The following is a 25946-nucleotide window of genomic DNA, read 5'->3' as shown; positions in this document are numbered from 1 at the left end:
GGTCTGGCCTTCAGGCGCGCAAATGCCGACCTGACCAAAGCCCCCTCTCGGCGCGGTTGCTGCGCGGAGCCTAAAGGTGCTGAGGGACTTTGGCCTCCAATAGCCGAATGAGGGCGGGATCCATGAAGTCGTAGTCGTCCGGGATGTGCAGGCAGATCAACCGTTTGCCCTTGAGTGCGGCGCGGTATTTGCCCTGGATCTTGCTCCGGTGCGTTTTCTCCATCACGAAGACGATATCAGCCCATTCGATCTGTTCTGCCGAAAGCGGATTCTCCGCGTCATTGTTCGTGCCGGCCGACGCGGTTTCGATGTTCGGCCAGCTTGCGAATACCTGTTCGGCAGTCGGGCTGCGAAGCTTGTTCTGGCTGCACACAAACAAGACGTTTTTCACCGTTTCCTCTTTCTGCTGTCTGTAACGCCGGCGACCCTACATAGCTTCACATTAATGCCGTCGAAGCAATTCGGCAGTTAGCCGGACCTGCCGTGAGAAGTCTTTCCACCATACGAAGCTAGTCGCGCGACCATTGGGTCCGATTGAGACGGCCCTACCGTAAGGTTTGCAAACGTTTGGTAAAGTAGTGCCGCAATCTGGCATGAGCGGTCCGCAGGGACGGCTCGTTCTCCGCAAACCTTGGGGCGAATTCAATCATGGCTGTCAAATCGGAAGACGTTTTCTTCTTGGCGAGTGGTGAAGAGGACGAAAAACCTCTGATTTTTCGAAGTCTGTCGGCTGTGCCCACAGGAGTCCGCGAAGCCGATTTGCCGAATCATGTAGCCATTGTTTGGCCTTACGACTCTCAATCGAATGGAATGCCTAACAGCGACACCAACATCGCGCAAATTGCATTCGAAGATGCTCTCGAAACTTTGGACGTGAACACCGTGGGACGCTTGGTGTTGATCGTAACTGGGAACAACCGGAAGGAGTGGCACTGGTATGTGAAGGATTTCGATGACTGGATGGTTCAAATGAATCAGATGCTAGAAATGCAACCGCTCTATCCCATCGAAATTATGCATTTCTACGAGCCGGACTGGGCCCTCCACAAAAACTTTGTAGAGGGGGTGCGCGCGCCACATTAAACGGTAAATCGCCGTGCCAAACTGATCAAATGATCACCGCTGGAGCTAGTCAGACTTACGCTTTGATCCGATTCAACATTTCGCCCCCACCGCACCAATCCCGTCCACCCGTTGTGGTGAACAAACCCTGAATCCGCCCGAGTCAGCGATTCGTCGCCGTTTCGTTCCGCACCCGTTCCACGAGCCGGCGAACGACCCGGAAAAACACGCAGTTTCGCCTTCCCCCTTGCCATCGCGGCCCCCGATGGGCATCTGTTGCCTGCCGGATGCGTCCGGCTGATGTTGAAACAACCGGTATGTGACTTGTCGCAAGCACCCATGATCTTGAGCGGCCGCGGGGTCACCGCGGTGCTCGGCCCGACCAATACGGGCAAGACCCACTACGCAATCGAGCGCATGGTGGCACACGAGACGGGCATTATCGGCCTGCCTCTGCGCCTTCTTGCGCGCGAGGTCTATACGCGTGTGGTCGAGAAGGTCGGGCAGCACAATGTGGCGCTCGTCACCGGCGAGGAGAAGATCACGCCGCATATGGCGCGCTTTTCGGTCTGCACGGTGGAGGCCATGCCGCGCGAGACGCGCGCCTCCTTCGTCGCCATCGACGAGGTGCAGCTCGCCGGCGATCTCGAGCGCGGCCATATCTTTACCGACCGGGTGCTGCATCTGAGGGGCCGCGACGAGACGCTGCTGCTCGGTGCGGCCACCATGAAGCCGATCCTCGAGCAGTTGCTGCCCGGCATCCATGTCATCGAGCGGCCGCGCCTCTCCCAGCTCTTTTATGCCGGCTCGAAGAAAATCACCCGCCTGCCGCAGCGCACCGCCATCGTCGCGTTTTCCGCCGATGAGGTCTATGCGATCGCCGAGCTGATTCGCCGCCAGCGCGGCGGGGCTGCGGTGGTGCTCGGCGCGCTGAGCCCGCGCACCCGCAACGCCCAGGTCGCGCTTTACCAGGAAGGCGACGTCGAATATCTCGTCGCCACCGACGCCATCGGCATGGGGCTCAATCTCGACGTCGACCATGTCGCCTTCGCGCAGGACCGGAAATTCGACGGCTACCAGTTCCGCAATCTGAACCCCGCCGAACTCGCCCAGATTGCCGGCCGTGCCGGCCGGCACCTGCGCGATGGCACCTTCGGCATTACGGGCCGGGTCGATCCCTTCGACGACGAACTGGTCAAGCGCATCGAGACGCACCAGTTCGATCCCGTCAAAGTCTTGCAATGGCGCACCACGCGCTTCGACTATTCGTCGCTCGTGACGCTGCGCAAGTCGCTCGACGCCGCGCCGCCGATCGCCGGCCTGACGCGGGCGTTGCCCGCCGTCGACCAGCAGGCGCTGGAACACCTGTCGCGCTATCCGGACGTGCGCGACCTCGCGACGACGCCGGAGCGCGTGCAAAAACTCTGGGAGGCCTGCGCGCTTCCCGACTACCGTCGCATCGCGCCCGCCCAGCACGCCGATCTCATTTCGGCGCTCTATGCGGACCTCGTAAAGCGCGGTACGGTTAACGAAGATTTCATGGCGGAACAGGTCCGACGGGCTGATAGAACCGACGGTGAAATCGACACGCTTTCGGCGCGAATCGCGCAGATACGGACGTGGACCTATGTGTCGAATCGGCCCGGATGGCTTGCCGATCCGACACACTGGCAGGAAAAGACGCGGGAAATCGAAGACCGATTGTCCGATGCGCTACATGAACGGTTGACGAAACGCTTTGTTGATCGCAGGACATCTGTGCTCATGAAGCGCCTGAGAGAGAATGCGATGTTGGAAGCTGAAATCAGTGTGAATGGCGATGTCTTCGTTGAAGGACATCATGTCGGGCAGTTGGCCGGTTTTCGGTTCACGCTCGTCTCCGGAACGGAAGGACCCGATGCGAAGGCCGTACAGGCTGCCGCGCATAAGGCGCTTGCGCTGGAGTTCGAGGCTCGTGCCGCGCGCCTGCATGCGAGCGGCAATGCCGACCTCGCGCTCGGCTCCGATGGCACGGTGCGCTGGCTCGGCGATCCCGTCGCGCGTCTGGCACCCTCCGACCATATCATGCGTCCGCGCGTCATCCTGCTCTCCGACGAGCAGCTGACCGGCAATGCGCGTGACCACGTCGCCGCCCGCATCGAGCGCTACGTGAACCATCACATCGCGACCGTGCTGAAGCCGCTCGACGATCTTTCGCGCGCGGAAGACCTGCAAGGCCTCGCCAAGGGTCTCGCCTTCCAGCTCGTCGAAAATCTCGGCGTGCTGTTCCGCCGCGACGTTGCGGATGATGTGAAAGCGCTCGACCAGGACGCCCGCGCTTCCATGCGCAAGCACGGCATCCGCTTCGGCGCCTACCATATCTTCATGCCGGCACTCCTGAAGCCGGCGCCGGCCGAACTCATCACCCTGCTCTGGGCGCTGAAGAACGACGGGATCGACAAGCCGGGTTACGGCGACCTCATTCCGGTGCTGGCCGCCGGCCGCACCTCGGTCGTTACCGATCCGACCTATGAGCGCGCCTTCTACAAGCTCGCCGGCTTCCGCTTCCTCGGCAAGCGCGCCGTGCGCATCGACATTCTCGAGCGCCTCGCCGATCTCATCCGCCCGCTTCTGCAGTGGAAGCCGGGCACGCCACGTCCGGAAGGCGCCTATGACGGCCGCCGCTTCACGGCAACGACCGCCATGCTGTCCATCCTGGGCGCGACGCCGGACGATATGGAAGAGATCCTTAAGGGTCTCGGCTATCGCGCCGACAGCGTGAAGCCCGAGGAGGCCGCTGCCTTCCTCGCCGCGAAAGCACCCGCAGCTGTTGCCGCCGCCGAACCGGCGGATGCGACCGCCGAGACGGCTGAAGCAACCAGCGAAACGACGGACGAACACGACGCCGACGCGTCGGACGCCGAAAGCGAAGCGCCGGCTGCAGACGCAATTGCCGAGCAGGCGCCGACCGCAGAGACCGAAGCCACCGCAGAAACGCCGGTCGCAACGGAAGCTGCCGTCGAAGGCGAACCGGTCGAAGTCAAGCCGGTTCTGCTCTGGCGTCCGGGCTCGCGCCACGACAACAACCAGCGCCAGGGCAATCGCCATGGCGGTGAACGCCAGGGTGATCGCAACAACGGCGAGCGTCAGGGCCAGGGCGAACGCCGCGGCGGCGACCGCAATCGCAACCAGCCAGCCGGTGAGCGGGGCGAGCGTCAAGGCGAGCGCGGCGAACGTCGTGAAGGCAGCCGTGGCCGTCCGGACCAGAACAAGGGCCGCGACGGAAAGCCGCAGGCTGGCAATCGCCCGGATCGCGGCGAGCGCAACGACCGCGCGGCCAAGCCGCAGCAGGCGAAATTCGAGGCCCGGCCACCCCGCAAGGAAAAGCCGATCGACCCGGATTCGCCCTTCGCCAAGCTGGCTGCGCTCAAGGAGCAGCTGAAGAAGTAAGCCATGGCGCGACACGAAGAACAGCCGGCAGGTCAGGCGCGACAGCGCATCGACAAGTGGCTGTTCTTCGCGCGTCTGCGAAAATCCCGCTCGCTTGCCGCGAAATTCGTGGAAGCGGGCGATGTCAGCATCAACGGCGTCAAAGTCCGCCAGCCCTCGCACATGGTGCGGCCGGGCGATGTGATCACGCTCTCGCTCGATCCGCATGACATGATCGTGAAGATGCTTCTGCCCGGCGAGCGCCGCGGCCCCTATGAGGAAGCCCGCCACCTCTACAGCGACATGACGCCGCCCCCGCCGCCGCGCGAGGAACGCTCGCTCTACGAACAGGCAACGCGCGAGCGCGGTGCAGGCCGGCCGACCAAGCGGGAACGCCGGGAAACCGACCGCCTGCATGGTTTTTCCGGCAAAGACGAGGATTAGAATTCTATACCTCGCATGTGCCCGGCGACGCATGTATTACCCTTGCAAAGCGCCCCCAAAGCCTTTACCTCAGCCTCCGGACAGCCTGCGCGTGCGCGGCATTCCCGTCCGGCAGGCCGATCGCGTGACAGGTTCTGCGGTGGCGGACGGCTCCGCCGCCTTATGACTATTCTGGAGTGACTCATGACGTATGTCGTGACCGACAACTGCATCCGCTGCAAATACATGGACTGCGTCGAAGTCTGCCCTGTCGACTGCTTCTACGAGGGTGAGAATTTTCTCGTCATCCATCCCGACGAGTGCATCGACTGCGGCGTCTGCGAGCCCGAATGTCCTGCCGAGGCGATCAAGCCGGACACCGAACCGGGCCTCGACAAGTGGTTGAAGATCAACACCGAGTTCGCCTCGATCTGGCCAAACATCACGGTCAAGCGCGATGCCATGCCGGAAGCCAAGGAAATGGATGGCGTCGAGGGCAAGTACGAGCAGTACTTCTCGCCGAAGCCCGGCCAGGGCGACTGAGACACCCGGTCGCCGAACGCATTTGCCCGCCGCCCACACAGTGCGGGAAAACAACAGGTTGGCGCGATAGCGACCCGGACGCCGACCTTCGACACCGCACCGGCCCGCGCAAGCAGCCGAGTGAACCTGGGGAAAAAAGCATGCTCCCGCGAAAAAGCGATAGGGCAGGCTTGATGACCCATGCGAAGCAAATTATTGATTTCGGCACTTTTTTGTGGTAGGGTCTGAATACTGATCCACATCGCGGCATTTCGCATGCCCGAACACCACCACGAAAGCAAACGATCCCTCAACGTCGCTCACCTCCCATAGGCAACCTCGGTTGCTCACATGTGATCGCGTCGCTAGGGGACCTTTTTGCGTCGGCGGACGGACCAGAATGGTGACACCCCCCAGGGTGTCCCCGTCTTTCCCGGGTCCCCGGACCCACCCGGCATCGCCGGGAGCGTAACAGGGAGTATTTGAACAGAATGACGACCCAGCAGAAGAAATCTTCCACGCGCCATGGCTTCAAGACCGGTGAATCGATCGTTTATCCCGCTCACGGCGTCGGTCAGATCGTCGCCATCGACGAGCAGGAAGTCGCCGGCATGAAGCTTGAGCTTTTTGTCATCGATTTCGAAAAGGACAAGATGCGTCTCAAGGTGCCGGTTGCCAAGGCCGTAACCATCGGCATGCGCAAGCTGTCGGAGACCGATTTCGTCGAGCGCGCTCTGAAGGTTGTCCAGGGCAAGGCCCGTGTGAAGCGCACCATGTGGTCGCGCCGCGCGCAGGAATATGATGCCAAGATCAATTCCGGCGACCTGATCTCGATCGCCGAGGTGGTTCGCGATCTGTACCGTGCCGAAAACCAGCCGGAACAGTCCTATTCCGAGCGTCAGCTCTATGAAGCCGCCCTCGACCGCATGGCTCGCGAAATCGCAGCCGTCAACAAGATGTCGGACACCGAAGCCGTTCGTCTCATCGAGACGAACCTGAGCAAGGGTCCGAAGCGCGGCAAGGCCATCGAAGAAGACGACTCCCAGGACGAAGCGGCCTGATTTAGGGCGCGCCTTCCAAATTTAAAGCCCGGCTGGCAACAGCCGGGCTTTTTCTTTGGAACTTTTCTGCCGCACAGCCGTTTGACACCCCGAGGACGACCGGCTTCGGGCGGCCACGGGGTGAGGTCATCACTTTATTTCCCGAAATCGGTCTTTCGGGCGAACCGTCGGTCTTTCTGAAACGTCATCATCAAGCAGGGTGCAAGGCGAATGCCTGGAAACGGGCGTCCTTGCATCGGTTCGGTTCACGTGGAGAGACCCCATGGCTACGACGACCGCAGACCGCCGCATGATCAAGCTTGCAATGTCGGCCCCCTATCTTGAACGGGAGGAAGAGCAGGCCCTCGCCCACGCCTGGAAGGACAACAAGGATCAGGAAGCCCGCAACCGCATCGCCATGGCGCATATGCGGCTTGTCGTTTCCATGTCCGGCAAGTTCCGCAACTTCGGCCTGCCGCTGGGCGATCTCGTTCAGGAAGGCTATATCGGCCTTCTGGAAGCGGCCGCCCGCTTCGAGCCGGAGCGCCAGGTGCGCTTTTCCACCTATGCCAGCTGGTGGATCCGTGCCTCGATCCAGGATTATGTGCTGCGCAACTGGTCCATCGTGCGCGGCGGCACCAGTTCTGCCCAAAAGGCCCTGTTCTTCAATCTCCGGCGCCTGCGCGCCCGCCTTGCCCGGGACGATACCTATCTGACGGCGGAAGCCATGCACCAGGAGATCGCCGCGGCCCTTGGCGTCAGTACGGCCGACGTGCGCACCATGGATGCCCGCCTCTCTTCCTCCGACCTGTCGCTTCAGGCGCCGATTTCCTCCGCCGAGGGCGACAGTTCCAGCCGCCTCGACTTCCTGACCAGCGACGCCCCCTTGCCGGACGAGCAAGCCGAAGGCAGCATCGACGGCGAACGGCGTCACCACTGGCTGCACGCAGCACTCGGCCAGCTCAACGAGCGCGAGATGAAGATCATCCGCGCCCGCCGCCTTGCGGAAAACGGCGCGACGCTCGAAGAACTCGGCATCGTTCTCGGCATTTCCAAGGAGCGGGTGCGCCAGATCGAGAATCGCGCCCTGGAAAAGCTGAAAGCCGTGCTGGTGAGCAAGACGACCGATTTCGCCTACGCGTGAGGCGTTGTACCAGTGGATCCTCGGGCGTAACCCGAGGATCCAAGGTCTCGGCGCCCCAAACGAGGCGCCTCTCAAATCACTCGCTGATGATCTTGAACTTTTCGCCCGGCCGCACCGTGCTGGTCGCCGTCATCGCATTGATCAGCCGGAAAAGATCGAGCTTCCTGTCGGTCCCCATCATGCGCGCGGCGAGCGATCCCACGGTATCGCCGGCGCGGGCGGCAATGACGCGGATGCGCAACGGCTTCAGCGAGGCGACTTCGGTCGGCGTCAGCTTGCGGAACGATCCCTTGAGGGTTGCGGCCGTCGGTTCCAGCGCCTTCGATCCCGCCGGCACCGCCGTCAGGAAGCGATAGATCTGCTTGTCGATGCGCACGACCGTGACGTCAAACTCCCAACGGTCGGCCGCCGCCTTGGCGGTGGCACCCTCCAGCCCGTTGATCATGATGGGCTGGATCGTCTCTGGCCGGAGGCCCGTCACCCAGCCGCTTGAAATATAATTGACCAGGTCCTGTCCGCGGCTGTCGGCCACGCCGTCGAAGCGGATCGCCACGTCGCCGGGACCCGTCGCCAGAACCGCCTCGGCCTTGTTGTCGATCTGGAAGCCGGCCGGCACGTCGAAGCGGATGCCGAGCTTGCCGTGCAGGAAGGTCTGGCCACGCACATAGCCCTCTTCCGGCGCATCGCCGTAGAGCAGGCCGTCGATGCCGGCGAGGTAATAGTCGCGGCCGCGATCGCCCACCGTGCCTTCCGCACCAAAAGCCCGCGCATGCAGCCGCGCCAGCTCCACGCGTTGCGGCGCGTTCGGATGGCTCGACAGGAAGTCGAGGCTCTGGTCGGAATCGGGGTCGACCGCCGTGAAGCGCGCATAGGCCGCCATGGAATCGAGGAAACGCGCCGCCGCATAGGGGTCGTAACCCGCCTCGCCCAGCATGCGCACGCCGATGACGTCCGCCTGGAGCTCCTGGTTGCGCGAGAAGGCGGCAAGGCGCATTTTTCCGCGCGCCAGCGCCTGCTTGCCGGCAATGTTGCTGGAGAGCACTTCCGCCACCACGCGGCTCGCGATGACTTCCGCCTCTTCCTTCTTCTGCCGTTCGATGCCGTGATTGGCGGTGACGTGCGCCATTTCGTGCGACAGCACGGCCGCCACTTCCGACGCATCATTGGCAAGCGCCAGCAGGCCGCGCGTCACGTAGAGATAACCGCCCGGCAGCGCAAAGGCGTTGATCGCCGGTGAATTCAGGATGGTGATGCGATAGGACTGGTTCGGATTTTCCGAAACGAGCGTCAGAGCGCCGGCAATGCGCGCGACAAGCCGCTCGGTCTTGGCGTCCTTGTACTCACCGCCATAGCTCGCGACGATGCGTGGATGCTCGCGCGCGCCCATCTGGGCGCGCGGATCGTTCTTCTGCACCTCGTCGACGATCTGCGGATTGGACGATGGCGAGATCGTCGGCTCGTAGGTCTGCTCGATGATCGACTGGCAGCCGGAAAGCAGCATGCCGGCAAGCAGCAGCGCCGCGATGGGTCTGAAAACCCCGCGTCCGGATACCACTGCAGTGTCCTGCATTGCTTTCGCCATTTCTCTCGCCCACAGCCCTGACGGAGCCCATGCCCGAACAGCAACCTTGCGGTGCAGTCCGAACACGGATCCTCGCGTCCTCGAATAGAGGAGATAGACGCACCATACCCGGCCGGCAACCTCCTATTCGACAAACGCTTCCCTTGTGGCTCCGGTGACACAGGGGGGCGACCAAATTGTGGCACCGGGCGAGGGCGAAAACCCGCCCTACCCGCTAAATCGCGGAATGACCGAGGAATTTTGCAACCCCTGGCGGTTCCCGCCGCGATAGGAAGTCGCGCGCCGCCTCGTCGAGCACGATCGCACCGTCCTCGAGAAACAGCACCCGGTCGGCCAGCCGGCGGATATCGTCCGGTTGGTGGGTGATGAACAGCATCGTGCTCTTCGTCTCGGCGCGAAGCTCCAGAAGCAGCTTTGCCATGTCGGCCCGCATGGCAGGATCAAGCGCTGCGAACGGCTCGTCGAGCAGCAGGATCGGCCGGCGCCGCACCAGCGCGCGGGCGAGCGCCACACGCTGCCGCTCGCCGCCGGAGAGCGAGCCGGGCAGGCGTCGCTCGAAACCGCCAAGGCCGACGCGCGAGAGCGCCGAGAAAACACTCTGGCGCGCCGCCGTATCGAGCCGCAGCCCCGGATGGATGCCGAGCCCGACATTGTCGGCAATCGTTAGATGCGCGAAGAGATTGTTGTCCTGAAAGATGACCGAGACGGGCCGCTCCGCCGGTTCGCGCGCCGCCATGTCCTGACTGAGAAGGGCTACCGTCCCCGTCGCCGGCGTCTGGAAACCGGCGATCACGTTGAACAGCGTCGATTTCCCCGCCCCCGATGGCCCCGCCACGGCAACCGCTTCGCCGGCGGCAATGGCACAATCGAAGGCCAGCCGTTTCTCATCGAAGCGCACGGTGACATCGGTCAGGCGAACGGCGGTATCAGGCATCGCTGGAGGGTCTTTCCGTTGGACGCTCCGCCGCCGTCGAGGGCAGCGTCAGAGCCAGGCATATCAGGCCGAGGATCAGCGCGATGCCCGCCGCATCCGCCGTGCGATAGCTCGCCATGCGCGAGAACAGCAGCCAGGGCAGCGTGACAAAACCCTCGGCACCGAAGATGGCGACGGCCCCGAGATCGCCGAGCGACAGCGCCATGGCAAAGGCAAAGGCTGTCAGGAACGGTTTCTTGAGCGCCGGCCAGTCGATCCATAGCAGGCGATGCATCCCCGTGACGCCGAGGCTGAGCGCCAGCCGTGCTGTGCGCGCAAGATGCGTGCGATAGGCCGGCTCCAGCACGCGCACCACGAAGGGCAGCGCCATCAGCGCATTGATGACGGTGATGACGGCAGGCGCAAACCGCCCCGTCTCGCCGAACAGCCGCAGCACCAGAAACCAGCCCGTCGCGACGACGACCGGCGGCACGAGCAGGATGAGCGAACCGACCGCCGGCAGCGCGCGGCCCATCGCCCGCGTCGCAGCACCCGCACCGCCCGCCTCCGCAAGCCGCGGCACGAGAACGACCGGCAAGGCAATCGCGAGGCTGAGGCTCGCGGAAGCAAAGGAGATCGCAAGGCTGGTCAGCAGCGCCCGATGCAGCAGCGGATCGAGCGCCAGCCGCCCGAAATCCGCAGCCAGCCCCGCGGCAAGGGTCGCGGCGAGCGGCGCGGCGGTGAACAGCGTGAAAACGAGGATGACGACCCCATCGGCAAGGCGCCGCCGGCGCCCGTCGAAACGGCGGATGGCGCGGCCGGCCGTCGCACCTTCTTCCTGGGGACGCACAAACAGCGACAGCAGCCAGAGCAGCGCCGCCGTCACGGCGATCTGCAGGAAGGCCAGAAGCACGGCGCGCTGCGGATCGAAATCGAAGCGCAGCGCCTGGTAGATCGCCACCTCGATCGTCGTCGCCGCCGGCCCGCCGCCGAGCGTCAGGACGATGGTGAAACTCGTTGCGCAAAGCATGAAGACGAGCCCGGCAATGCCCGGCAAGACGCGCCGGATCACCGGCCATTCGATCAGCCGGAAGACGGCACCGCCGCCCATGCCGAGATTGGCCGACGACAGCCAGTATTCGGCCGGAATGCGGTCGAGCGCCGCGAGCAGGAAGCGGGCGGCGAGCGGCAGGTTGAAGAAGACGTGGGCAATCAGGATGCCGGCGAGCCCGTAGACGCTGACCGGGTTCTGCAAACCAGCGAACCGCAGCAGATCGTTGACCACACCCTGCCGCCCCCAGACCTCGATAATGCCAAGCGCGGCCACCAGTGCGGGCAGCCCGAGCGGCACGACGGAGAGGCGGATGATCCACACCCGTCCCCGAAAATCCCGCTGTCGCGCCAGCGCGCGGGCGACGGGAATGGCAAGCAGGAGGGAAAGCCCGGTCGAAAGTGTCGCCTGCATCAGGGTAAACTGCGCCACGCGCCAGATATAGGCGTCGAACCGCGGCGCATCGCCACCGCCGGCATGCGCCAGCAGCATCACCGTCGCCACGCCGACGAAAGCAAGCACGCCGCCGAGGGCAAGGCCCCCGGCGACGCGCAATGTCTTTCGTTCAGCGCGTGCGAAGATCACGTTACTTGGCGCTCATCGCGGCCAGCCATTCGTCGATCCAGGCCTTGCGGTTCGCCGCCACCTCGTCCGATGCCATCAGGAAGGTCTTTTCCGGCTTGACCAGCGCGTCGAAGGCGGCCGGCAGCGGTTCCTTCGTCTTGGCGGCCGGCATCATCCAGTTGGTTTCCGGGATGATCGACTGGAAGTCAGGTCCGGTCATGAAGGTCAGGAACTGCTTTGCCAGGTCCTTGTCGTCGGAGGTGCGCGTCAGGCCGGCCACCTCGATCTGCACATAATGCCCTTCGGAGAAGGCGGCCGCCTTGTAGCGCTCCGACTTTTCCGCGATCACATGGTAGGCCGGCGAGGTCGTGTAGGACAGCACCATCGGCGCCTCGCCCTTGGTGAACAGGCCGTACGCTTCCGACCAGCCGGGCGTCACCGTCAAGACGCGGTTCTTGAGCGTGCCCCAGGCCTCGCTCGCCTTGTCGCCATAGACCGACTTCACCCAGAGCAGCAGGCCGAGCCCCGGCGTCGAGGTGCGCGGGTCCTCGATGACGATCTTCTGCGACGGATCGCCCTCGACCAGTTCCTTCAGGCTCGTCGGCGGATTTTTCACCGTTTCGGTGTCGTAGATCACGGCGAAATGGCCGTAGTCATAGGGCAGGAACGTATCGTCGGAAAAACCGCCCGGCACCGTCAGCCCCTCGGGCGTCAGGCCGTGCGCCTCGAAAAGCCCGGTCGCCTTCGCCTCGGTAATAAGGTTGGTGTCGAGGCCGAGCACCACGTCGGCCTTCGTGCCCTCGCCTTCCAGCTTCAGGCGCGTCAACAGCTCGACGCCGTCGGCGACGCCGACCCATTCGACCGTGCAGCCGCAGGTCTTTTCGAAGGCTTCCTTGACCTTCGGGCCGGGGCCCCATTCGGAAACGAAGCTTTCATAGGTGTAGATCGTCAGCGTCTTGTCCTGCGCGAAGGCGGGAAAGGCGATGGAAACGGCAAGTGCCGCAATCGAGGACAATACAATCTTGCGCATCCGCGCCTCCTAGTCTGTTCACAAACGGGAATAGGGCGCTGGAATGTGCCGTCTAATCCCTCCGCCGGTACGAGCCGGATCAGGTTCTTCGGGTTGGCGAAACCGCCTCTCAGCCCGTGGATCGAAACCCACAAGCACCCCGTTAGAGCAGGAAAAGGCATAATCCCGCTTGTGACAGTACGCAAGAGTTTTGCGGGCACGCGTCGTCCGGGTGACGTAAAACGGCACGGTCGCACCCTGTTCCATGCGGAACAGCGCGGTGCGAAGCGATGTGGGAAAGTCCAATCACCGGATGAGAGAGGCTCATCCCCGAGATCAGGAGAAACCCCATGCGCAAGATCATCCTTTCCGCCGCCATCGCCTTCGTCGCCGCGGTTTCCTTCGCCGCCCCCTCGCAGGCCGGCTACTACAGCTACGGCCACAAGCCATACTGCTTCATCAAGAAGGTGAAGTCCTACGACTACTACGGCAACGTCATCATCAAGAAGATCAAGGTCTGCAAATAAGCCGACCGCCCACTGACCTCCCCGAAAACCCGGATGTCCCTGCATCCGGGTTTTTTGCTGTTTTGGATAGGGCAGTGTGTTGAGGCTTGCCTGAAGGTGGCCCGGAATGATGGTGCGCAAGCGACGGGACAACTGAGACGGCAAACGCCAGCGCGAATGGATGCGCCGGAGTGAACCCGTGGGCATGAGTGCCGTAGATCGGCTAAGTACAAGAGTGTGTTGACGAACTTGACCAAATGGCGCAAGAAAAACACTATGAGTGTTCACACACGAGAGGAACTGGAACGCATCTCTCGCTTGGCGAGGAGAGAATTTTCTTGCGCACTAATGTCAGATACAAAATGGCGCAAACTCTTCTTGGGATTGTCTAAAGCTCGAGAGCCGGAGAGCCAGATGCTTGTCCAATTCCTCGAGGTAGTTGACGTTCACGTCATGCATATCCCAGTAGAGAACGCACTGTGGTGCCCCCTACCCTATATCGATACACACGAGTTCGGTCCCGTCGAACTTCGAGCGATCGAGTGGTTAGAAATTCCCAAAATTGCCAGTTGGCCAAGAAGCAACAATCTCCCTCCACGCCAGATCGTGCAGGATTTGGATAAATTTCGCGTAGCTCTTCGTGGATTCGGCCACTTCCCATTGATCGAAATGCAGCAAGGGATGCGGTTCGAAGGTTACAAAAGATAAAGCTCCAAACCCCTCCAAATTGAGAAGCCAAAGCTTAGGCACCCTCACCTGCGCCCGATCATGCTTGTACCCCTGACCAGCCGCACGATCGCACTAATCGTCGTGCTTTGTCTCGCAGAGTGACATTTTAACTTTGCAGAATCCGCCGCGTGGATATCCCTGCTGGAACGCCCGGATGAACGGACAAAACGCCAAAATCTTTCCCTTTCGCAAAAACATGCGCTAAGGGCATCAGCCATGACCTTGCCGGCACCGACAGACCCGACCTTTGCCGTCCTCCTGGGAGGCGCGCTCCATCCGACGCCGCGGCTCTTCGCGGATATAGCCGGCGCGCGTGTCGTGGCCGCCGATGGCGGCATGCGGCATGCGGCAGCGCTTCGCGTGACGCCGGAAATCTGGGTTGGCGATTTCGATTCCACGCCGCCGGAACTGCTGGCCGCCTGGCCGGACATCGAGCGCCAGCCCTATCCCGTCGCCAAGAACGAGACCGACGGCGCCATCGCCGTCTCGGTCGCCACCGAACGCGGCGCAAAAAACATCGTGCTCGCCGGCGCGCTCGGCGGCGAACGCAGCGACCATGCCTTGATGCACCTCCTGCACGCCGTCTCGCTGGAAGAGCAGGGGTTTTCGATAAAACTCACCTCCGGCGAGGAAGAGGCCTGGCCGTTGTTGCCGGGCAGCCGCGACATCGACCTGCCGAAAGGCAGTCTGTTCTCCGTTCTCGGCCTCTCGCCGCTTGCCGGCCTCGATATCGGCAACGTGCGCTATCCGCTGAAGAATTTTTCACTGCCCTTCGGTGCATCCCGCACCATTTCCAACGTCGCGGAAGGCGCAATCCGCCTTTCGCTCGCCTCCGGCCGCGCGATCCTCATCGCAAGGCCCTATGACCTTTCAGGAGCCTGACCCTTGGCACCGCCAATCCTCAAACTCGACGACATCTTCCTGAGCTTCGGCGGCACGCCGCTGCTTGCCGGCGCCAGCCTTCAGATCGAGCCCGGCGACCGCATCTCACTCGTCGGCCGCAACGGCTCCGGCAAGTCGACGCTGATGAAGATCGCCGCCGGCCTTGCCGAGGCGCAGTCCGGCGAGGTGTTCCGCCATCCGTCGGCCACCATCCGCTACCTGCACCAGGCGCCGGATTTCGACGGCTACGACACGGTGGCCGCCTATGCGGAAGCCGGCCTCGGCCCAAGCGATGATCCCTACCGCGTCACCTACCTGCTCGAACATCTCGGCCTCAACGGCACGGAGGACCCGAAGTCGCTTTCGGGCGGCGAGGCGCGCCGGGCAGCCCTTGCCCGCGTCATGGCGCCGGAACCGGATATTCTTCTGCTCGACGAGCCGACCAACCATCTCGACCTGCCAACCATCGAATGGCTGGAAGGCGAGTTGCAATCGACGCGCTCGGCCCTCGTCGTCATCTCGCACGACCGTCGTTTCCTCGAAAAGGTCTCCAACGCCACCGTCTGGCTCGATCGCGGCCAGTCGCGCCGACTCAATCGGGGTTTTGGCCATTTCGAAGCCTGGCGCGACGAGGTGCTGGAGGCCGAAGAGCTGGAACAGCACAAGCTCGGCAAGTCGATCGAGCGCGAGGAACACTGGTTGCGCTATGGCGTGACGGCACGGCGCAAGCGCAACATGCGCCGCCTCGGTGCGTTGCATGACCTGCGCTCGCGCTATCGCGGCCACAAGGGTCCGCAGGGCAGCGTGCAGGCGAGCGCCTCCGACGCGCAAGAGTCCGGCAAGCTGGTCATTGAGGCAGACAAGATCACCAAGGCCTACGGCGAGCGCACCATCGTCGCGCCCTTCTCGATCCGCGTGCATCGCGGCGATTGCATCGGCCTCGTCGGCCCGAATGGTGCCGGCAAGACCACCCTGCTCAAGATGCTGACCGGCCAGCTCGAGCCGGACAGCGGCACGGTGAAACTCGGCACCAACCTCGAAATCGCGACCCTCGACCAGCGCCGCGAGGACCTGAACCTCGACGACACGCTCGCCCATTACCTGACCGACGGCCGTGGCGAGACGCTCATCGTCAATGGCGAGCAGCGCCACGTCACCGGCTACATGAAGGAATTCCTGTTCCAGCCCGAGCAGTCCCGCACGCCGATCCGCAACCTGTCGGGCGGCGAGCGCGCACGGTTGATGCTGGCCCGCATCCTGTCGCGGCCGACCAACCTCCTGATCCTCGACGAACCGACCAACGACCTCGACATCGAGACGCTGGACCTGCTTCAGGAAATCGTCGCGGGTTTTGCCGGCACCGTGCTGCTCGTCAGCCACGACCGCGACTTCCTCGACCGCACCGTCACCTCGACCATCGCGCCCGCCGACCCGGAAAACCCGGACGGCCGCTGGATCGAATATGCCGGCGGCTATTCCGACATGATGGCGCAGCGCCGCGGCGTGATCGAGGAAAAGCGCAAGGCGGAAAAGGCCGAGAAGGCGAAGGCCGCCGAGACAACCGCGGCCGTGTCACCCGACAGCAAGGGCAAGGTAAAACTCTCCTACAAGCAGAAATTCGCACTCGAAAACCTGCCGAAGGAGATGGCGAAGACGGAAAAGGAGATCGCCGCCCGTGAGGCGAAGATGGCCGATCCCGCACTCTTCACCAAGGACCCGGCAACCTTCAACAAGCTTGCCGCCGAGATGGAAAAGCTGCGCGAGCAGCTGACCAAGATGGAAGAGGAATGGCTGGAGCTGGAAATGCTTCGCGAAGAACTGGAGGGCTGAAACGGCCTCGAAGGCCTCCTGTTCCATCCGAAACAGCGCAAGTCCCGGCAATGTGGGAAAGTCTGATCACTGGATGAGAGGAACTCATCCTGCAACCCGAAAGAGATCAGGAGAGTCCCATGCGCAAGTTCATCATTTCCGCCGTTGTCGCCGTCGTCGCTGCTGTTTCCTTCGCTGCCCCGTCCGAGGCCGGCTATTACGGCTACGGTCACAAGAGCTACGGTTACAACAGCTATGGCTACGGCCATCACGGCTACAAGCACTACCGCGTCAAGCGTCATTACGGCAACTACGGCCATCGCTGGGGCGGCCATTGGGGCGGCAAGGTCTATTACAAGAAGCGCCACTACAGCTACTACTAAGCGCGTGACGCTTTGAAAGGCTAAGGCCCGGATGCTTGCTGCATCCGGGCCTTGACCGTTCCCGGCGATGGATTGATTCGCAAGGAAACTAGCGCTATCTAAAATGCTCGTGGTGATTTGGCCGGCCGGCTTGCAGCCACGTTAAACAAGTTGCTAAAGGGCCGCGCGAGGAAGACCCTTACGTGGACCGGTTGCGACATTGTTGCGGCCGGTTTTTGTTTTGGATCGAGTTGAGACATGCCCATCAAGATTCCCGATACGCTCCCCGCCTTCGAAACCCTCGTTCACGAGGGTGTGCGGGTGATGACCGAAACGATGGCGGTCCGGCAGGATATCCGCCCGTTGCAGATCGGGCTGCTCAACCTCATGCCGAACAAGATCAAAACGGAAGTGCAGATGGCGCGCCTCATCGGCGCTTCGCCCTTGCAGGTGGAACTGTCACTGGTGCGCGTCGGCGGCCACCGCGCGAAAAACACCTCGGAAGACCACCTGCTTGCCTTCTACGACACGTGGGAAGAGGTGCGTCACCGCAAGTTCGACGGCTTCATCATCACCGGCGCACCGGTGGAAATCCTCGATTACGAGGATGTCACCTATTGGGACGAGATGAAGCAGATCCTCGACTGGACGCAGACCAACGTGCATTCGACGCTGAATGTCTGCTGGGGCGGCATGGCGGCGATCTACCATTTCCACGGCGTGCCGAAACACACGCTGGAGGAAAAGGCGTTCGGCGTCTATCGCCACCACAACCGCAAGCCCTCGTCGGTCTTCCTCAACGGCTTCTCCGACAATTTCGAGGTCCCCGTCTCGCGCTGGACCGAAATCCGCATGGAAGATATCCGCGCTGTGCCGGAGCTTGATATACTGCTGGACTCGGACGAGACGGGGGTCTGCCTGGTGCAGGACAAGGCGAAGAATCTCTACATCTTCAACCATGTCGAATATGATTCGACGTCCCTTGCCGACGAGTATTTCCGCGACGTCTCGGCCGGCGTGCCGATCAAGCTGCCGAAGAACTATTTCCCGCACAACGATCCGTCGCTTCCGCCGCAGAACCGCTGGCGTGGCCATGCGCACCTGCTTTTCGGCAACTGGATCAACGAAATCTATCAAACCACGAGTTATGATCTGGAAAAGATCAGAACAGGAGCCTGACCATGAGCCGTGTCGTCATTCGCCCTTTGCATGCAGACGATGAAGGCGAATGGCGCCGCCTGTGGACCGCCTATCTCGCCTTCTACGAGACGGTTCTACCCGAGGAAATTTTCGCCACCACCTTCGCCCGGCTGACCGGCGCGACGGCAGACGGCGAGTTCCGCGGCCTCCTCGCCACGCTCGACGGCAAGCCGGTCGGCCTCGCCCACTACCTCTTCCATCGCTCCTGCTGGACGATCGGCAATGTCTGCTACCTTCAGGATCTCTATGCCGACCCGGAGGTTCGCGGCTCCGGTATCGGGCGCGCGCTGATCGAAGGGGTCTATGCCAAGGCGAAGGAGGCGGGCTCGCCGGAGGTCTACTGGATGACGCAGGAGTTCAACGCCACCGCGCGCCAGCTCTACGACCGCATCGCCGACAAGACGCCCTTCATCATCTACCAGAAGACCTTCTGAGGGCTGATTCTCAAAAAGTATGACTTTTCGGTTGCGGGCCGGAGAAAATTGCAGCAGTTTGCCGCCCGCAATTGGGATCGGCGAGGAGACGCGAGCGTGGGTGCAGGGAATGAAATCTTCGGTCACCTTGAGTCTGGCGAAGCGGTCGAGCGCATCACGATCACCGGCGGCGGGCTGACCGCCCAGGTGCTGACCTGGGGCGCAGTCATCCAGGACCTCAGGCTCGCGGGACATGACGCGCCGCTGGTGCTGGGCTTCGAAGACCTCCCCTCCTACCTCGCCCACTCCCCCTATTTCGGCGCGACGCCGGGGCGCTGCGCCAACCGCATCGGCGGGGGCCGGTTTACAATCGACGGCACCGAATACCAGCTCGAATGCAACGAACGCGGCGTCTCGCACCTGCACGGCGGCAGCGACGGCATCGGCCGGCAGAACTGGCATATCGCCGGCCAGGGCGCCGACTTCGTCACCCTGACGTTGAACGACCCCGCCGGCCGCGCCGGTTACCCCGGCACCTGCGCCATCACCTGCACCTATCGCCTGCCGGGCAATGGCGTGCTCTCCGTCGCCTACCAGGCGACGACGGATGCGCCCACACCGGTCAACCTCTGCCAGCACAGCTATTTCATCCTCGACGACAGCAGCGACGCCCTCGGTCATGACATTCGCCTCAAGGCCGAACACTACCTGCCCGTCGACGAGAACCTCATTCCGACCGGCGAAATCCGCCCCGTCGCGGGAACGCCCTTCGACCTCCGCGACTGGACGCGGCTCCGCCGGCAGACGGAAGCCAGCGGCGTCGCCTTCGACCACAATTTCTGCCTCTCGGCCGAACGCCAGGACAAGCGCGCGGTCGCCGAGGTTCGCAGCCCCCTGTCCGGCATCTCGCTGGAGGTGCTGACCACGGAGCCGGGCGTGCAGCTCTACACCGGTGCGAAGGTCAGCCCGGCGGTTCCGGGGCTCGGTGGTCGCCGCTATGGACCCTTTGCCGGCTTCTGCCTTGAAACGCAGGTCTGGCCGGATGCCGTCAACCACCCCAGCTTCCCGAATGCCATTCTTCGGCCCGGTGAAACATTGCGGCAGGAGACGGACTACGTCTTCCGCAAGGGGTGAGATCCGCAGGATTGCTGCGGTGCAATAAATTAGAAACTTTTCTATTAGACAAACGATGCCATATTGACCCGGAATGTTCCCGGGTTGTGTGGGATGGAACGCGCCAGGACGGCGGCGGTCGCCCCTGGGGACGCTGTCCATGAAAATTTCGGATCTCTCGATTTCTCGGAAAGTCGGCCTGCTCGTGCTTTTGATGGGCCTTGCCGCCGGCACCATCGCCACCGTCGGCAGCCGCGGGTTGACCTCGCTGGGTGCCGCCCTTTCGGATACCGGAGCGCGTGAGGAAGTGGCCCGCGAGGCCATGGACCTGCGCATCGACGTCATCGCCATCAGCCGCATGACCTACCAGCTCGCAATCGCCCCGGAAAAGGCGGCCGGTTTCGCCGCCGAGACGGAAAAACGCGCCACGGAAATGCTCGACCGCCTACCAAGGATCGCCTCCACGGCCGATGCCAGCGAACAGAAGCTGCTCGACGGCGTTCGCGCGGCACTGGCACCCTATTTCGAGGATATCCGCGCCATGGTGGCCGTCGCCGGCTCGGACAAGGGTCAGGACCGCGTCGCTGTTCTTGCCGCGCTCGACAAGTCGCTGGAAAGCCAGAAGGCCGTTACCGCAGCGCTCAAGGAATACACCACCTATTCCGCCGACACGCTGTCGGATTCGCGCGCGGTCGCAATTTCCCGCTCGACCACGACGCAGATCCTGCTGCTCGCAACCGCCTTCGTCTGCATCGTCGCCGGCATGCTGTTCGCCATGGTCTTCGCCCGCAACGGCATCGTGCGTCCGATCCAGCTGCTCACCGGCGTCATGTCCAATCTCGCTGCCGGCAAGCTCGACGACACGATCCCCTGCACCGAGCGCAAGGACGAGATCGGCGCCATGGCGCGCACGCTCGATGTGTTCCGCGCCAACGAGATGCAGATGCGTGAGATGGAGGCACAGGAAGCCGCCCTCCAGGCGCAGAGCAAGGACCTACAAACGAACATCAGCACCATTGTGGCGGCCGCTGCCGCCGGCGACTTTTCGCGCCGCATCACCAAGGCCTATGAGGACGAAGACCTTCGCCGCTTCGCGACGGGCGTCAATGATCTGGTGATCAATGTCGACCGCGGCGTCAGCGAAGTGCGCCGCGTGATCGCCTCGCTCTCGCATGCCGACCTGACGCAGGAAATGGCCGGCCACTTCCAGGGCGATTTCGCCGAGCTCCAGGCCAACGTCAACGGCGCCATGCTGACGCTGCGCAGCACGATGACCGGCATTCTCACCACCGCTGGCACGATCACCGGCAATTCCCGCGAGCTTTCCGCCGCCGCCGACCAACTCGCCCATCGCACGGAGCAGCAGGCGGCTTCGCTGGAAGAAACGGCGGCTGCCCTGGAGGAAATCACCACCACGGTCAAAACCTCGACAAGCCGCGCGCTCGAAGCCTCGGAAATCGTGCGCGAAGCCAAGGATAGCGCCGACAAGTCCGGCGACATCGTCCAGAACGCCATCAGTGCCATGGGCCGCATCGAGCAGTCGTCGCAGAAGATCAGCCAGATCATCTCTGTCATCGACGAGATCGCCTTCCAGACCAACCTCTTGGCGCTGAATGCCGGTGTGGAGGCGGCGCGTGCCGGCGAAGCCGGTCGCGGTTTTGCCGTCGTCGCCCAGGAAGTCCGCGAGCTCGCCCAGCGCTCCGCTAATGCCGCCAAGGAGATCAAGACGCTGATCAACGCCTCGGCCGGCGAAGTGAAGGGCGGTGTTTCGCTGGTTCTCTCGACAGGCGATGTACTCTCCGAGATCAAGGACCTGGTAAACCGCGTCAACGACCACGTCGTCTCGATCACGCGTGCGGCCCAGGAACAGTCCGCGGCGCTTGGCGAAATCAACACGGCCGTCAACCAGATGGACCAGATGACCCAGCAGAACGCCGCGATGGTGGAGGAAACCACCGCTGCAAGCCAGGTGCTCGCCAGCGAGGCCGCCCAGCTCCAGACCGCGCTGTCGCAGTTCCATATCGACACAGGACGCGGCAACGCCGTCTACCAGCGCCGCGCCGCCTGACGTCCTCTGCAAACACGCCAAAGACCAGCGACCTGACAACCCGTCGCTGGTCTTTCTCATTCAGCAACCCTCGGCTCAGAACGACCCCTTGAGGCTGCGCTGAAGCGCATCGACGATGAGGCGTTTCAGCTCCGCATGGATGTCCGCCCGCGACCGGCTACCCGTTTCGTCGCAGATCGGATCGATCTCGCCGACCGATTTCAGGAAGTCGCCAGCGCCGTCCTTGCACTCCGGCAGGAAGCTGAAATGCACGGCTTCCGTGACCGCCGCATAGCTTGCCTGCGGCACCAGCGCCGCCAGCTTGTCGGCGATCACCGCTTCGGGGATCACGCCCGGGCCGCCGAGATTGATGAAGCTCAACGGAATGTCGATCGCCTTCAGGCTGTCATCGACATAGGCCTGCGCCAACCCGGGATCCACCAGCACGGCCGCACGGATGCGCAGGTCTTGGTTCGACTGTTCGAAACGGGCCTTGTCGAGCTTGCGCAGGTCGACCTTTTCCACGTCGACGGGCATCTCGCCGACATAGCCGCGTCCGCCGGCAAACCAGGCGCAATCCCACTTGTCATAGCTGTCGCAATAGCGGGCATAGGCTTCGAGATCAGCCCGCGCGCCGGCAATTTCCAGCGCGGTCGAACCGCCAAGCGAGAAGCCGACGACGCCGATCCGCGCGGGATCGATCGCAGCACTCCACGTCGGATCGGTCGAGAAGCGGTCGATCACCGCAGAAAGATCGGCCGTGCGCTCCCAGATGAGGGGCGTTGCCGCAGGCGTGGAATCCCCGCTCGTCGTGCCGGGATGGTTGGGGCCGACCACGACGAACCCCGTTTCGGCAAGCTTCGTCGCCAGCCAACCCATGGTTTCGACACGCGCACCGGAGCCGTGCGACAGAAGCACGAGCGGAAAGCGGCCCGTGGCGATCGCCGCATCGCGCGTGGCGGGCTCTCCTTTGAAAATCCTGTTGTCGCCGACCAGGCCTGGCGTTCCACCGTCAGCGGCAGGGTACCAGACGGTGACCTCTATGTCGCGGCCACGTTCCGGCGCGGCAACGCCGAAGGTGCGAACGCCGACCTCGGCGGCATGGACGGATGTGATGGATGCACCCGCCATGAGAAGGACGGAAAACATGCGAAAGGGAAACATGGGAGCCTCGCTCGATTGATTTGACGGGCAAATCATCGCCGCTGACGCCCTTCCCGACGTCCTCGATCATGTTTGAGGTCGCCCTTGATCGCGATCCGGATCATGATGCGTCCATCGTCAACAGAACCGTTCCTGCCGTGCTCTTCATTCCCCTGCCCTTCGTCGTCGCCCTGTTGCTCGCCATCCGCTTCGTGGCGCTCCTGCGCAATCAGGAAAGCGGCAACCGACCGTTTCTCGCCTTGATCGGGCTCTGCATCCTGCAATCCGTCATCGTCGGCCTGCGCTGGGGCTACGACCTGACCGCACTACGCTATGTGCTGCCTGTGCTGGCGGCGTCGCTACCGCCGCTGGTGCTGGCGAGTTTCCGCAGCCTGATCCAGCCTGACCGGCAAGACATGCCCTGGCTCAACGGGCTGCCGCCGGTCGTCGTCATCGCCCTGCTGCTGTTTGCGCCCTATTTCATCGACGTTGCCCTCGTCGTCATCTTCGTCGGCTATGCCGCGATCCTGCTGCGGCTCGCCACGGCCGGCCCCGACGGGCTGGACGAGGCGCGGCTTGATGGCGCCGCGGGCGCACACAAGGCCCTGCTGATTGCTGCCGGCGCGCTCTGCATTTCCGCCTCCTTCGACATCGCAGTCGTGCTCGATTTCGAATGGAGCCGTGGGGAGAACGTGCCGATGATGGTCAGCAACGCCAACCTGCTCAGCCTCTTCCTCCTCGGCCTGACGGCGACCGTCGCCGCCCGCGCCCGCGCGCTCCCCGCGGCGCCCGGCGAGACGGATCAGGATCCTTCCGCGGATGAAAGGGACCGCGACGTTCTGGAGCGCGTCGACCGGCTGCTCGCCACGCAAAACCTTTTCCGCGATGAGAACCTGACGCTCTCGCGTCTGGCCCGGCGGGCAGGCGTACCGGCCCGGCAGATTTCCGGCGCCATCAACCGCCTCGCCGGCAAGAACGTTTCGCAATATATCAACGACTTCCGCATCGCCGAGGCCTGCCGGCTGCTGCGCGAGACCGACATGCCGGTGACCTCGGCCATGTTCGAAGCCGGCTTCCAGACGAAATCGAACTTCAACCGCGAATTCCGTCGGGTCACCACGCAGAGCCCCGCCAGCTGGCGGGCGGAGAATCGCTCGCCAAGCCCGGCAGGCAGTTGATGTTTCATGCCGGCTGCGGCGCCGCTTCCGGCATTTTCGGTTCGCGGATCGTAACCACGGCAAGGGCGCCGATGAGGCACAGCACGCCCGCAATGAAGAAGGCCGGGAGATAGGTCTCGTATGCCGTCCGGGTGAAACCCGCGCCCCAGGCGGCGAAGGCGGCGCCGAGCTGGTGACCGGCGAAGACCCAGCCGAACACCATGGGCGCCCGTGCTCCGAAGCGGTCGATGGTGAGCTTGAGGGTCGGCGGAACGGTGGCGACCCAGTCGAGACCGTAGAACACGGCAAAGATCGACAGTTCGTAGAAGCTGAAGCTGGTGAAGGGCAGATAGACCAGCGAAAGCCCGCGCAGCCCGTAGTACCAGAACAGCAGGATGCGGCTGTCGAATCGATCGGACAACCAGCCCGAACCGATCGTGCCGGCAATGTCGAAGATGCCGATGATCGCCAGCATGCCGGCAGCCGCGGTGGCGGCCATGCCGAAATCACCACAGAGCGAGATGAAATGTGTCTGCACCAGGCCGTTCGTGCTGGCGCCGCAGATGAAGAAGGTGCCGAAAAGCACCCAGAAGATCCGGGTTTGCGCCGCCTCCATCAGGACCGCAATGGGGGAGGCAAGCATCGCGCCCAATGTTGCCGGTGGTGCGGGGGCGACGACCACTCCGTCCTTCGCGCCATAGGGCGCCAGGCCGACGTCGGCCGGGTGATCACGCATAAAGACGAGGACCACGACGGCCGCGAGGAACAGCATGGCGAGAATAAGCGTAAGCGCGTCACGCCAGCCGAGGCTCTCCGTGAGCGACGCCATCAGCGGCAGAAACACCAGCTGGCCGGTCGCCGTGCTGGCCGTCAACAGGCCGACCACGAGGCCACGCCGGGTGGCAAACCAGCGCGTCGCAACCGTCGCGGCGAGAACCATGGCCGTCAGCCCCGTGCCGAAGCCGACAACGACGCCCCAGAGCAGGGTGAGCTGCCAGAGTTCCGTCATCGCGAAAGATCCGAGAATACCGGCGCCGATCAGTAGAAGCGCGACGCTCGCGACCCGGCGAATGCCGAAGCGGTTGATGAAGGCGGCGGCGAAGGGGCCCATCAACCCGAACAGCACGAGGCGGATGGCGAAGGCGGAGGAAATTTCCGACGTGCTCCAGCCGAATTCCTGTTGCAGGGGGCCGATCAGCACGCCCGGCGTGCCGACGGCACCCGCCGTCACCAGCATGGTCAGGAAGGTGGTGGCCGCCACCACCCAGCCATAGTGAACGCCATGGCGGGCGGCGAAGCGCGAGATCGTCGTGCCGGTGGAGAATACGGTGTTCGGCATGCGGCATCCAATCTACGGGTAGCTACCCGCTTAGCGGTCAAAAAATCACAGCAGGCTGTTCAGTTCGGTTATGAGTGCGAGCTTTTCCGGTCCGAGGCGGGCGGCCACGTCGTCCTGGCAGGCCTGCCAGAGCGGCACGGCGGTCTGCAATATCTCGGTGCCGCGGCCGGTCAGAAGCACCAACGCCTCGCGCTGATCGTCTCCACTCCCGAATTCCATCAGACCCATGCGTTCGAGGACGCGGACATTGCGTCCAAGCGTCGAGCGATCCAGTTCCATGTGCCGGCCAAGCTCCGTCAGGCTCACCGGTTGGCGCCGCTCGACATTTCTCAGCAGGGAAAACTGCGCAATATTGATGCCCGTCGGCTCCAGCGCGCCATCATAGAGGGCGCTGAGCTTGCGGTTGGCCATTCTCAAACGGTTGCAGTAACACGGTGCGGTCATTATGCGGGTATATGCCCACAACTAAGCTGCAGTCAAGCCCGTCCGCTTCAGCGGCCGGCTGGAGACATTGCCGGACGGCGCGAG

Annotated in this window: 24 protein-coding genes and 2 riboswitches; of the genes, 16 read left to right on the top strand and 8 right to left on the bottom strand. The window is 63.3% G+C overall.

Going from position 1 to position 25946, the window contains the following annotated elements:
• Positions 1 to 70: 70 nt before the first annotated feature.
• Positions 71 to 391: a low molecular weight protein tyrosine phosphatase family protein gene (locus ACT6VE_RS15145; RefSeq protein WP_444799396.1), complete on the bottom strand. Its 321-nt coding sequence runs from the start codon at positions 389 to 391 to the stop codon at positions 71 to 73.
• A gap of 257 nt (positions 392 to 648) precedes the next feature.
• Between ACT6VE_RS15145 and ACT6VE_RS15140 the strand changes: the two genes are divergently transcribed.
• The 6 genes from ACT6VE_RS15140 to ACT6VE_RS15115 all read left to right on the top strand — a co-directional run bounded on the left by ACT6VE_RS15140 (position 649) and on the right by ACT6VE_RS15115 (position 7599).
• Positions 649 to 1083 (top strand): DUF695 domain-containing protein, encoded by a 435-nt coding sequence (locus ACT6VE_RS15140; RefSeq protein ID WP_444799395.1) that lies wholly within the window; start codon positions 649 to 651, stop codon positions 1081 to 1083.
• 318 nt (positions 1084 to 1401) lie between these two features.
• Complete coding sequence (locus tag ACT6VE_RS15135; protein WP_444799394.1) at positions 1402 to 4491, top strand: helicase-related protein; 3090 nt, start codon at positions 1402 to 1404, stop codon at positions 4489 to 4491.
• A 3-nt stretch (positions 4492 to 4494) separates the two neighbouring features.
• A complete protein-coding gene (locus ACT6VE_RS15130; protein ID WP_444799393.1) occupies positions 4495 to 4914 on the top strand; it encodes an RNA-binding S4 domain-containing protein in 420 nt (139 codons plus the stop codon).
• Between the two features lie 183 nt (positions 4915 to 5097).
• A complete protein-coding gene (gene fdxA / locus ACT6VE_RS15125; RefSeq protein ID WP_444799392.1) occupies positions 5098 to 5436 on the top strand; it encodes a ferredoxin FdxA in 339 nt (112 codons plus the stop codon).
• 470 nt (positions 5437 to 5906) lie between these two features.
• Positions 5907 to 6476 (top strand): CarD family transcriptional regulator, encoded by a 570-nt coding sequence (locus ACT6VE_RS15120; protein ID WP_444799391.1) that lies wholly within the window; start codon positions 5907 to 5909, stop codon positions 6474 to 6476.
• Positions 6477 to 6738: 262 nt separating this feature from the next.
• The gene (locus ACT6VE_RS15115; protein ID WP_444799390.1) at positions 6739 to 7599 is read left to right on the top strand and encodes an RNA polymerase factor sigma-32; all 861 of its coding nucleotides are present in this window, start codon (positions 6739 to 6741) and stop codon (positions 7597 to 7599) included.
• A 76-nt stretch (positions 7600 to 7675) separates the two neighbouring features.
• Here the strand turns inward: ACT6VE_RS15115 and ACT6VE_RS15110 are convergent, their stop codons facing one another.
• The 4 genes from ACT6VE_RS15110 to thiB form a co-directional block, all read right to left on the bottom strand.
• Positions 7676 to 9100: a M48 family metalloprotease gene (locus tag ACT6VE_RS15110; RefSeq protein ID WP_444799567.1), complete on the bottom strand. Its 1425-nt coding sequence runs from the start codon at positions 9098 to 9100 to the stop codon at positions 7676 to 7678.
• 295 nt (positions 9101 to 9395) lie between these two features.
• Complete coding sequence (thiQ, locus tag ACT6VE_RS15105) at positions 9396 to 10115, bottom strand: thiamine ABC transporter ATP-binding protein (protein WP_444799389.1); 720 nt, start codon at positions 10113 to 10115, stop codon at positions 9396 to 9398.
• A complete protein-coding gene (thiP, locus tag ACT6VE_RS15100; protein WP_444799566.1) occupies positions 10108 to 11727 on the bottom strand; it encodes a thiamine/thiamine pyrophosphate ABC transporter permease in 1620 nt (539 codons plus the stop codon). The genes thiQ and thiP overlap by 8 nt, the downstream gene beginning before the upstream one ends.
• A 4-nt stretch (positions 11728 to 11731) precedes the next feature.
• Positions 11732 to 12739, bottom strand: a complete 1008-nt coding sequence (gene thiB / locus ACT6VE_RS15095) for a thiamine ABC transporter substrate binding subunit (RefSeq protein WP_444799388.1) — start codon at positions 12737 to 12739, stop codon at positions 11732 to 11734.
• Between the two features lie 39 nt (positions 12740 to 12778).
• A riboswitch (TPP riboswitch) is annotated at positions 12779 to 12891 on the bottom strand.
• Between the two features lie 177 nt (positions 12892 to 13068).
• On the opposite strand from thiB, the gene ACT6VE_RS15090 reads away from it, so the two are divergent.
• From ACT6VE_RS15090 to ACT6VE_RS15050, 9 genes are all read left to right on the top strand, one after another.
• On the top strand, positions 13069 to 13245 hold the full coding sequence (locus tag ACT6VE_RS15090) for a hypothetical protein (protein WP_444799387.1): 177 nt from the start codon (positions 13069 to 13071) through the stop codon (positions 13243 to 13245).
• A gap of 255 nt (positions 13246 to 13500) precedes the next feature.
• Positions 13501 to 13932 carry a DUF6678 family protein gene (locus tag ACT6VE_RS15085; RefSeq protein ID WP_444799386.1) on the top strand — a complete coding sequence of 144 codons (432 nt, stop codon included), beginning with the start codon at positions 13501 to 13503 and terminating at the stop codon, positions 13930 to 13932.
• Positions 13933 to 14169: 237 nt separating this feature from the next.
• Positions 14170 to 14835 (top strand): thiamine diphosphokinase, encoded by a 666-nt coding sequence (locus ACT6VE_RS15080; protein WP_444799385.1) that lies wholly within the window; start codon positions 14170 to 14172, stop codon positions 14833 to 14835.
• Positions 14836 to 14838: 3 nt separating this feature from the next.
• On the top strand, positions 14839 to 16665 hold the full coding sequence (locus tag ACT6VE_RS15075; protein WP_444799384.1) for an ABC-F family ATP-binding cassette domain-containing protein: 1827 nt from the start codon (positions 14839 to 14841) through the stop codon (positions 16663 to 16665).
• Positions 16666 to 16784: 119 nt separating this feature from the next.
• Positions 16785 to 17027, top strand: coding sequence for a hypothetical protein (locus tag ACT6VE_RS15070; protein WP_444799383.1), 243 nt, complete (start codon positions 16785 to 16787; stop codon positions 17025 to 17027).
• A 99-nt stretch (positions 17028 to 17126) separates the two neighbouring features.
• Positions 17127 to 17204: riboswitch (SAM riboswitch) on the top strand.
• A gap of 60 nt (positions 17205 to 17264) precedes the next feature.
• Positions 17265 to 18185: a homoserine O-acetyltransferase MetA gene (metA, locus tag ACT6VE_RS15065; protein ID WP_444799382.1), complete on the top strand. Its 921-nt coding sequence runs from the start codon at positions 17265 to 17267 to the stop codon at positions 18183 to 18185.
• A 2-nt stretch (positions 18186 to 18187) separates the two neighbouring features.
• A complete protein-coding gene (locus tag ACT6VE_RS15060) occupies positions 18188 to 18640 on the top strand; it encodes a GNAT family N-acetyltransferase (protein WP_444799381.1) in 453 nt (150 codons plus the stop codon).
• 96 nt (positions 18641 to 18736) lie between these two features.
• Positions 18737 to 19753, top strand: a complete 1017-nt coding sequence (locus ACT6VE_RS15055; protein WP_444799380.1) for an aldose epimerase family protein — start codon at positions 18737 to 18739, stop codon at positions 19751 to 19753.
• A 139-nt stretch (positions 19754 to 19892) separates the two neighbouring features.
• Positions 19893 to 21800 carry a methyl-accepting chemotaxis protein gene (locus ACT6VE_RS15050; protein WP_444799379.1) on the top strand — a complete coding sequence of 636 codons (1908 nt, stop codon included), beginning with the start codon at positions 19893 to 19895 and terminating at the stop codon, positions 21798 to 21800.
• 75 nt (positions 21801 to 21875) lie between these two features.
• On the opposite strand, the gene ACT6VE_RS15045 is transcribed toward ACT6VE_RS15050, so the two are convergent.
• The gene (locus ACT6VE_RS15045; protein WP_444799378.1) at positions 21876 to 22943 is read right to left on the bottom strand and encodes an alpha/beta hydrolase family protein; all 1068 of its coding nucleotides are present in this window, start codon (positions 22941 to 22943) and stop codon (positions 21876 to 21878) included.
• Positions 22944 to 22963: 20 nt separating this feature from the next.
• Between ACT6VE_RS15045 and ACT6VE_RS15040 the strand changes: the two genes are divergently transcribed.
• Positions 22964 to 24100 (top strand): helix-turn-helix domain-containing protein, encoded by a 1137-nt coding sequence (locus ACT6VE_RS15040; protein WP_444799377.1) that lies wholly within the window; start codon positions 22964 to 22966, stop codon positions 24098 to 24100.
• 4 nt (positions 24101 to 24104) lie between these two features.
• Here ACT6VE_RS15040 and ACT6VE_RS15035 read toward each other — a convergent pair whose 3' ends face one another.
• Positions 24105 to 25418, bottom strand: a complete 1314-nt coding sequence (locus ACT6VE_RS15035; protein WP_444799376.1) for an MFS transporter — start codon at positions 25416 to 25418, stop codon at positions 24105 to 24107.
• Between the two features lie 45 nt (positions 25419 to 25463).
• Positions 25464 to 25829 (bottom strand): MarR family winged helix-turn-helix transcriptional regulator, encoded by a 366-nt coding sequence (locus ACT6VE_RS15030; RefSeq protein ID WP_444799375.1) that lies wholly within the window; start codon positions 25827 to 25829, stop codon positions 25464 to 25466.
• Positions 25830 to 25946 lie beyond the last annotated feature (117 nt).

Source organism: Shinella sp., assembly GCF_052438155.1.
Classification (GTDB): domain Bacteria; phylum Pseudomonadota; class Alphaproteobacteria; order Rhizobiales; family Rhizobiaceae; genus Shinella.
Note: the sequence above shows the minus strand (reverse complement) of the source record. Positions and strands in the feature narration are given on the sequence as shown.

Excerpts from the sequence above, each read along its gene's own strand:
- ACT6VE_RS15140 (WP_444799395.1), top strand. The coding sequence starts at position 649 with ATGGCTGTCAAATCGGAAGACGTTTTCTTCTTGGCGAGTGGTGAAGAG.
- ACT6VE_RS15045 (WP_444799378.1), bottom strand. The coding sequence starts at position 22,943 with ATGTTTCCCTTTCGCATGTTTTCCGTCCTTCTCATGGCGGGTGCATCC.
- ACT6VE_RS15060 (WP_444799381.1), top strand. The coding sequence starts at position 18,188 with ATGAGCCGTGTCGTCATTCGCCCTTTGCATGCAGACGATGAAGGCGAA.
- ACT6VE_RS15080 (WP_444799385.1), top strand. The coding sequence starts at position 14,170 with ATGACCTTGCCGGCACCGACAGACCCGACCTTTGCCGTCCTCCTGGGA.
- fdxA (WP_444799392.1), top strand. The coding sequence starts at position 5,098 with ATGACGTATGTCGTGACCGACAACTGCATCCGCTGCAAATACATGGAC.
- ACT6VE_RS15030 (WP_444799375.1), bottom strand. The coding sequence starts at position 25,829 with ATGGCCAACCGCAAGCTCAGCGCCCTCTATGATGGCGCGCTGGAGCCG.
- ACT6VE_RS15035 (WP_444799376.1), bottom strand. The coding sequence starts at position 25,418 with ATGCCGAACACCGTATTCTCCACCGGCACGACGATCTCGCGCTTCGCC.
- ACT6VE_RS15115 (WP_444799390.1), top strand. The coding sequence starts at position 6,739 with ATGGCTACGACGACCGCAGACCGCCGCATGATCAAGCTTGCAATGTCG.
- thiB (WP_444799388.1), bottom strand. The coding sequence starts at position 12,739 with ATGCGCAAGATTGTATTGTCCTCGATTGCGGCACTTGCCGTTTCCATC.
- ACT6VE_RS15135 (WP_444799394.1), top strand. The coding sequence starts at position 1,402 with ATGATCTTGAGCGGCCGCGGGGTCACCGCGGTGCTCGGCCCGACCAAT.
- ACT6VE_RS15090 (WP_444799387.1), top strand. The coding sequence starts at position 13,069 with ATGCGCAAGATCATCCTTTCCGCCGCCATCGCCTTCGTCGCCGCGGTT.
- metA (WP_444799382.1), top strand. The coding sequence starts at position 17,265 with ATGCCCATCAAGATTCCCGATACGCTCCCCGCCTTCGAAACCCTCGTT.
- ACT6VE_RS15110 (WP_444799567.1), bottom strand. The coding sequence starts at position 9,100 with ATGCTGCTTTCCGGCTGCCAGTCGATCATCGAGCAGACCTACGAGCCG.
- ACT6VE_RS15070 (WP_444799383.1), top strand. The coding sequence starts at position 16,785 with ATGCGCAAGTTCATCATTTCCGCCGTTGTCGCCGTCGTCGCTGCTGTT.
- thiQ (WP_444799389.1), bottom strand. The coding sequence starts at position 10,115 with ATGCCTGATACCGCCGTTCGCCTGACCGATGTCACCGTGCGCTTCGAT.
- ACT6VE_RS15085 (WP_444799386.1), top strand. The coding sequence starts at position 13,501 with ATGAGTGTTCACACACGAGAGGAACTGGAACGCATCTCTCGCTTGGCG.
- ACT6VE_RS15050 (WP_444799379.1), top strand. The coding sequence starts at position 19,893 with ATGAAAATTTCGGATCTCTCGATTTCTCGGAAAGTCGGCCTGCTCGTG.
- ACT6VE_RS15130 (WP_444799393.1), top strand. The coding sequence starts at position 4,495 with ATGGCGCGACACGAAGAACAGCCGGCAGGTCAGGCGCGACAGCGCATC.
- ACT6VE_RS15120 (WP_444799391.1), top strand. The coding sequence starts at position 5,907 with ATGACGACCCAGCAGAAGAAATCTTCCACGCGCCATGGCTTCAAGACC.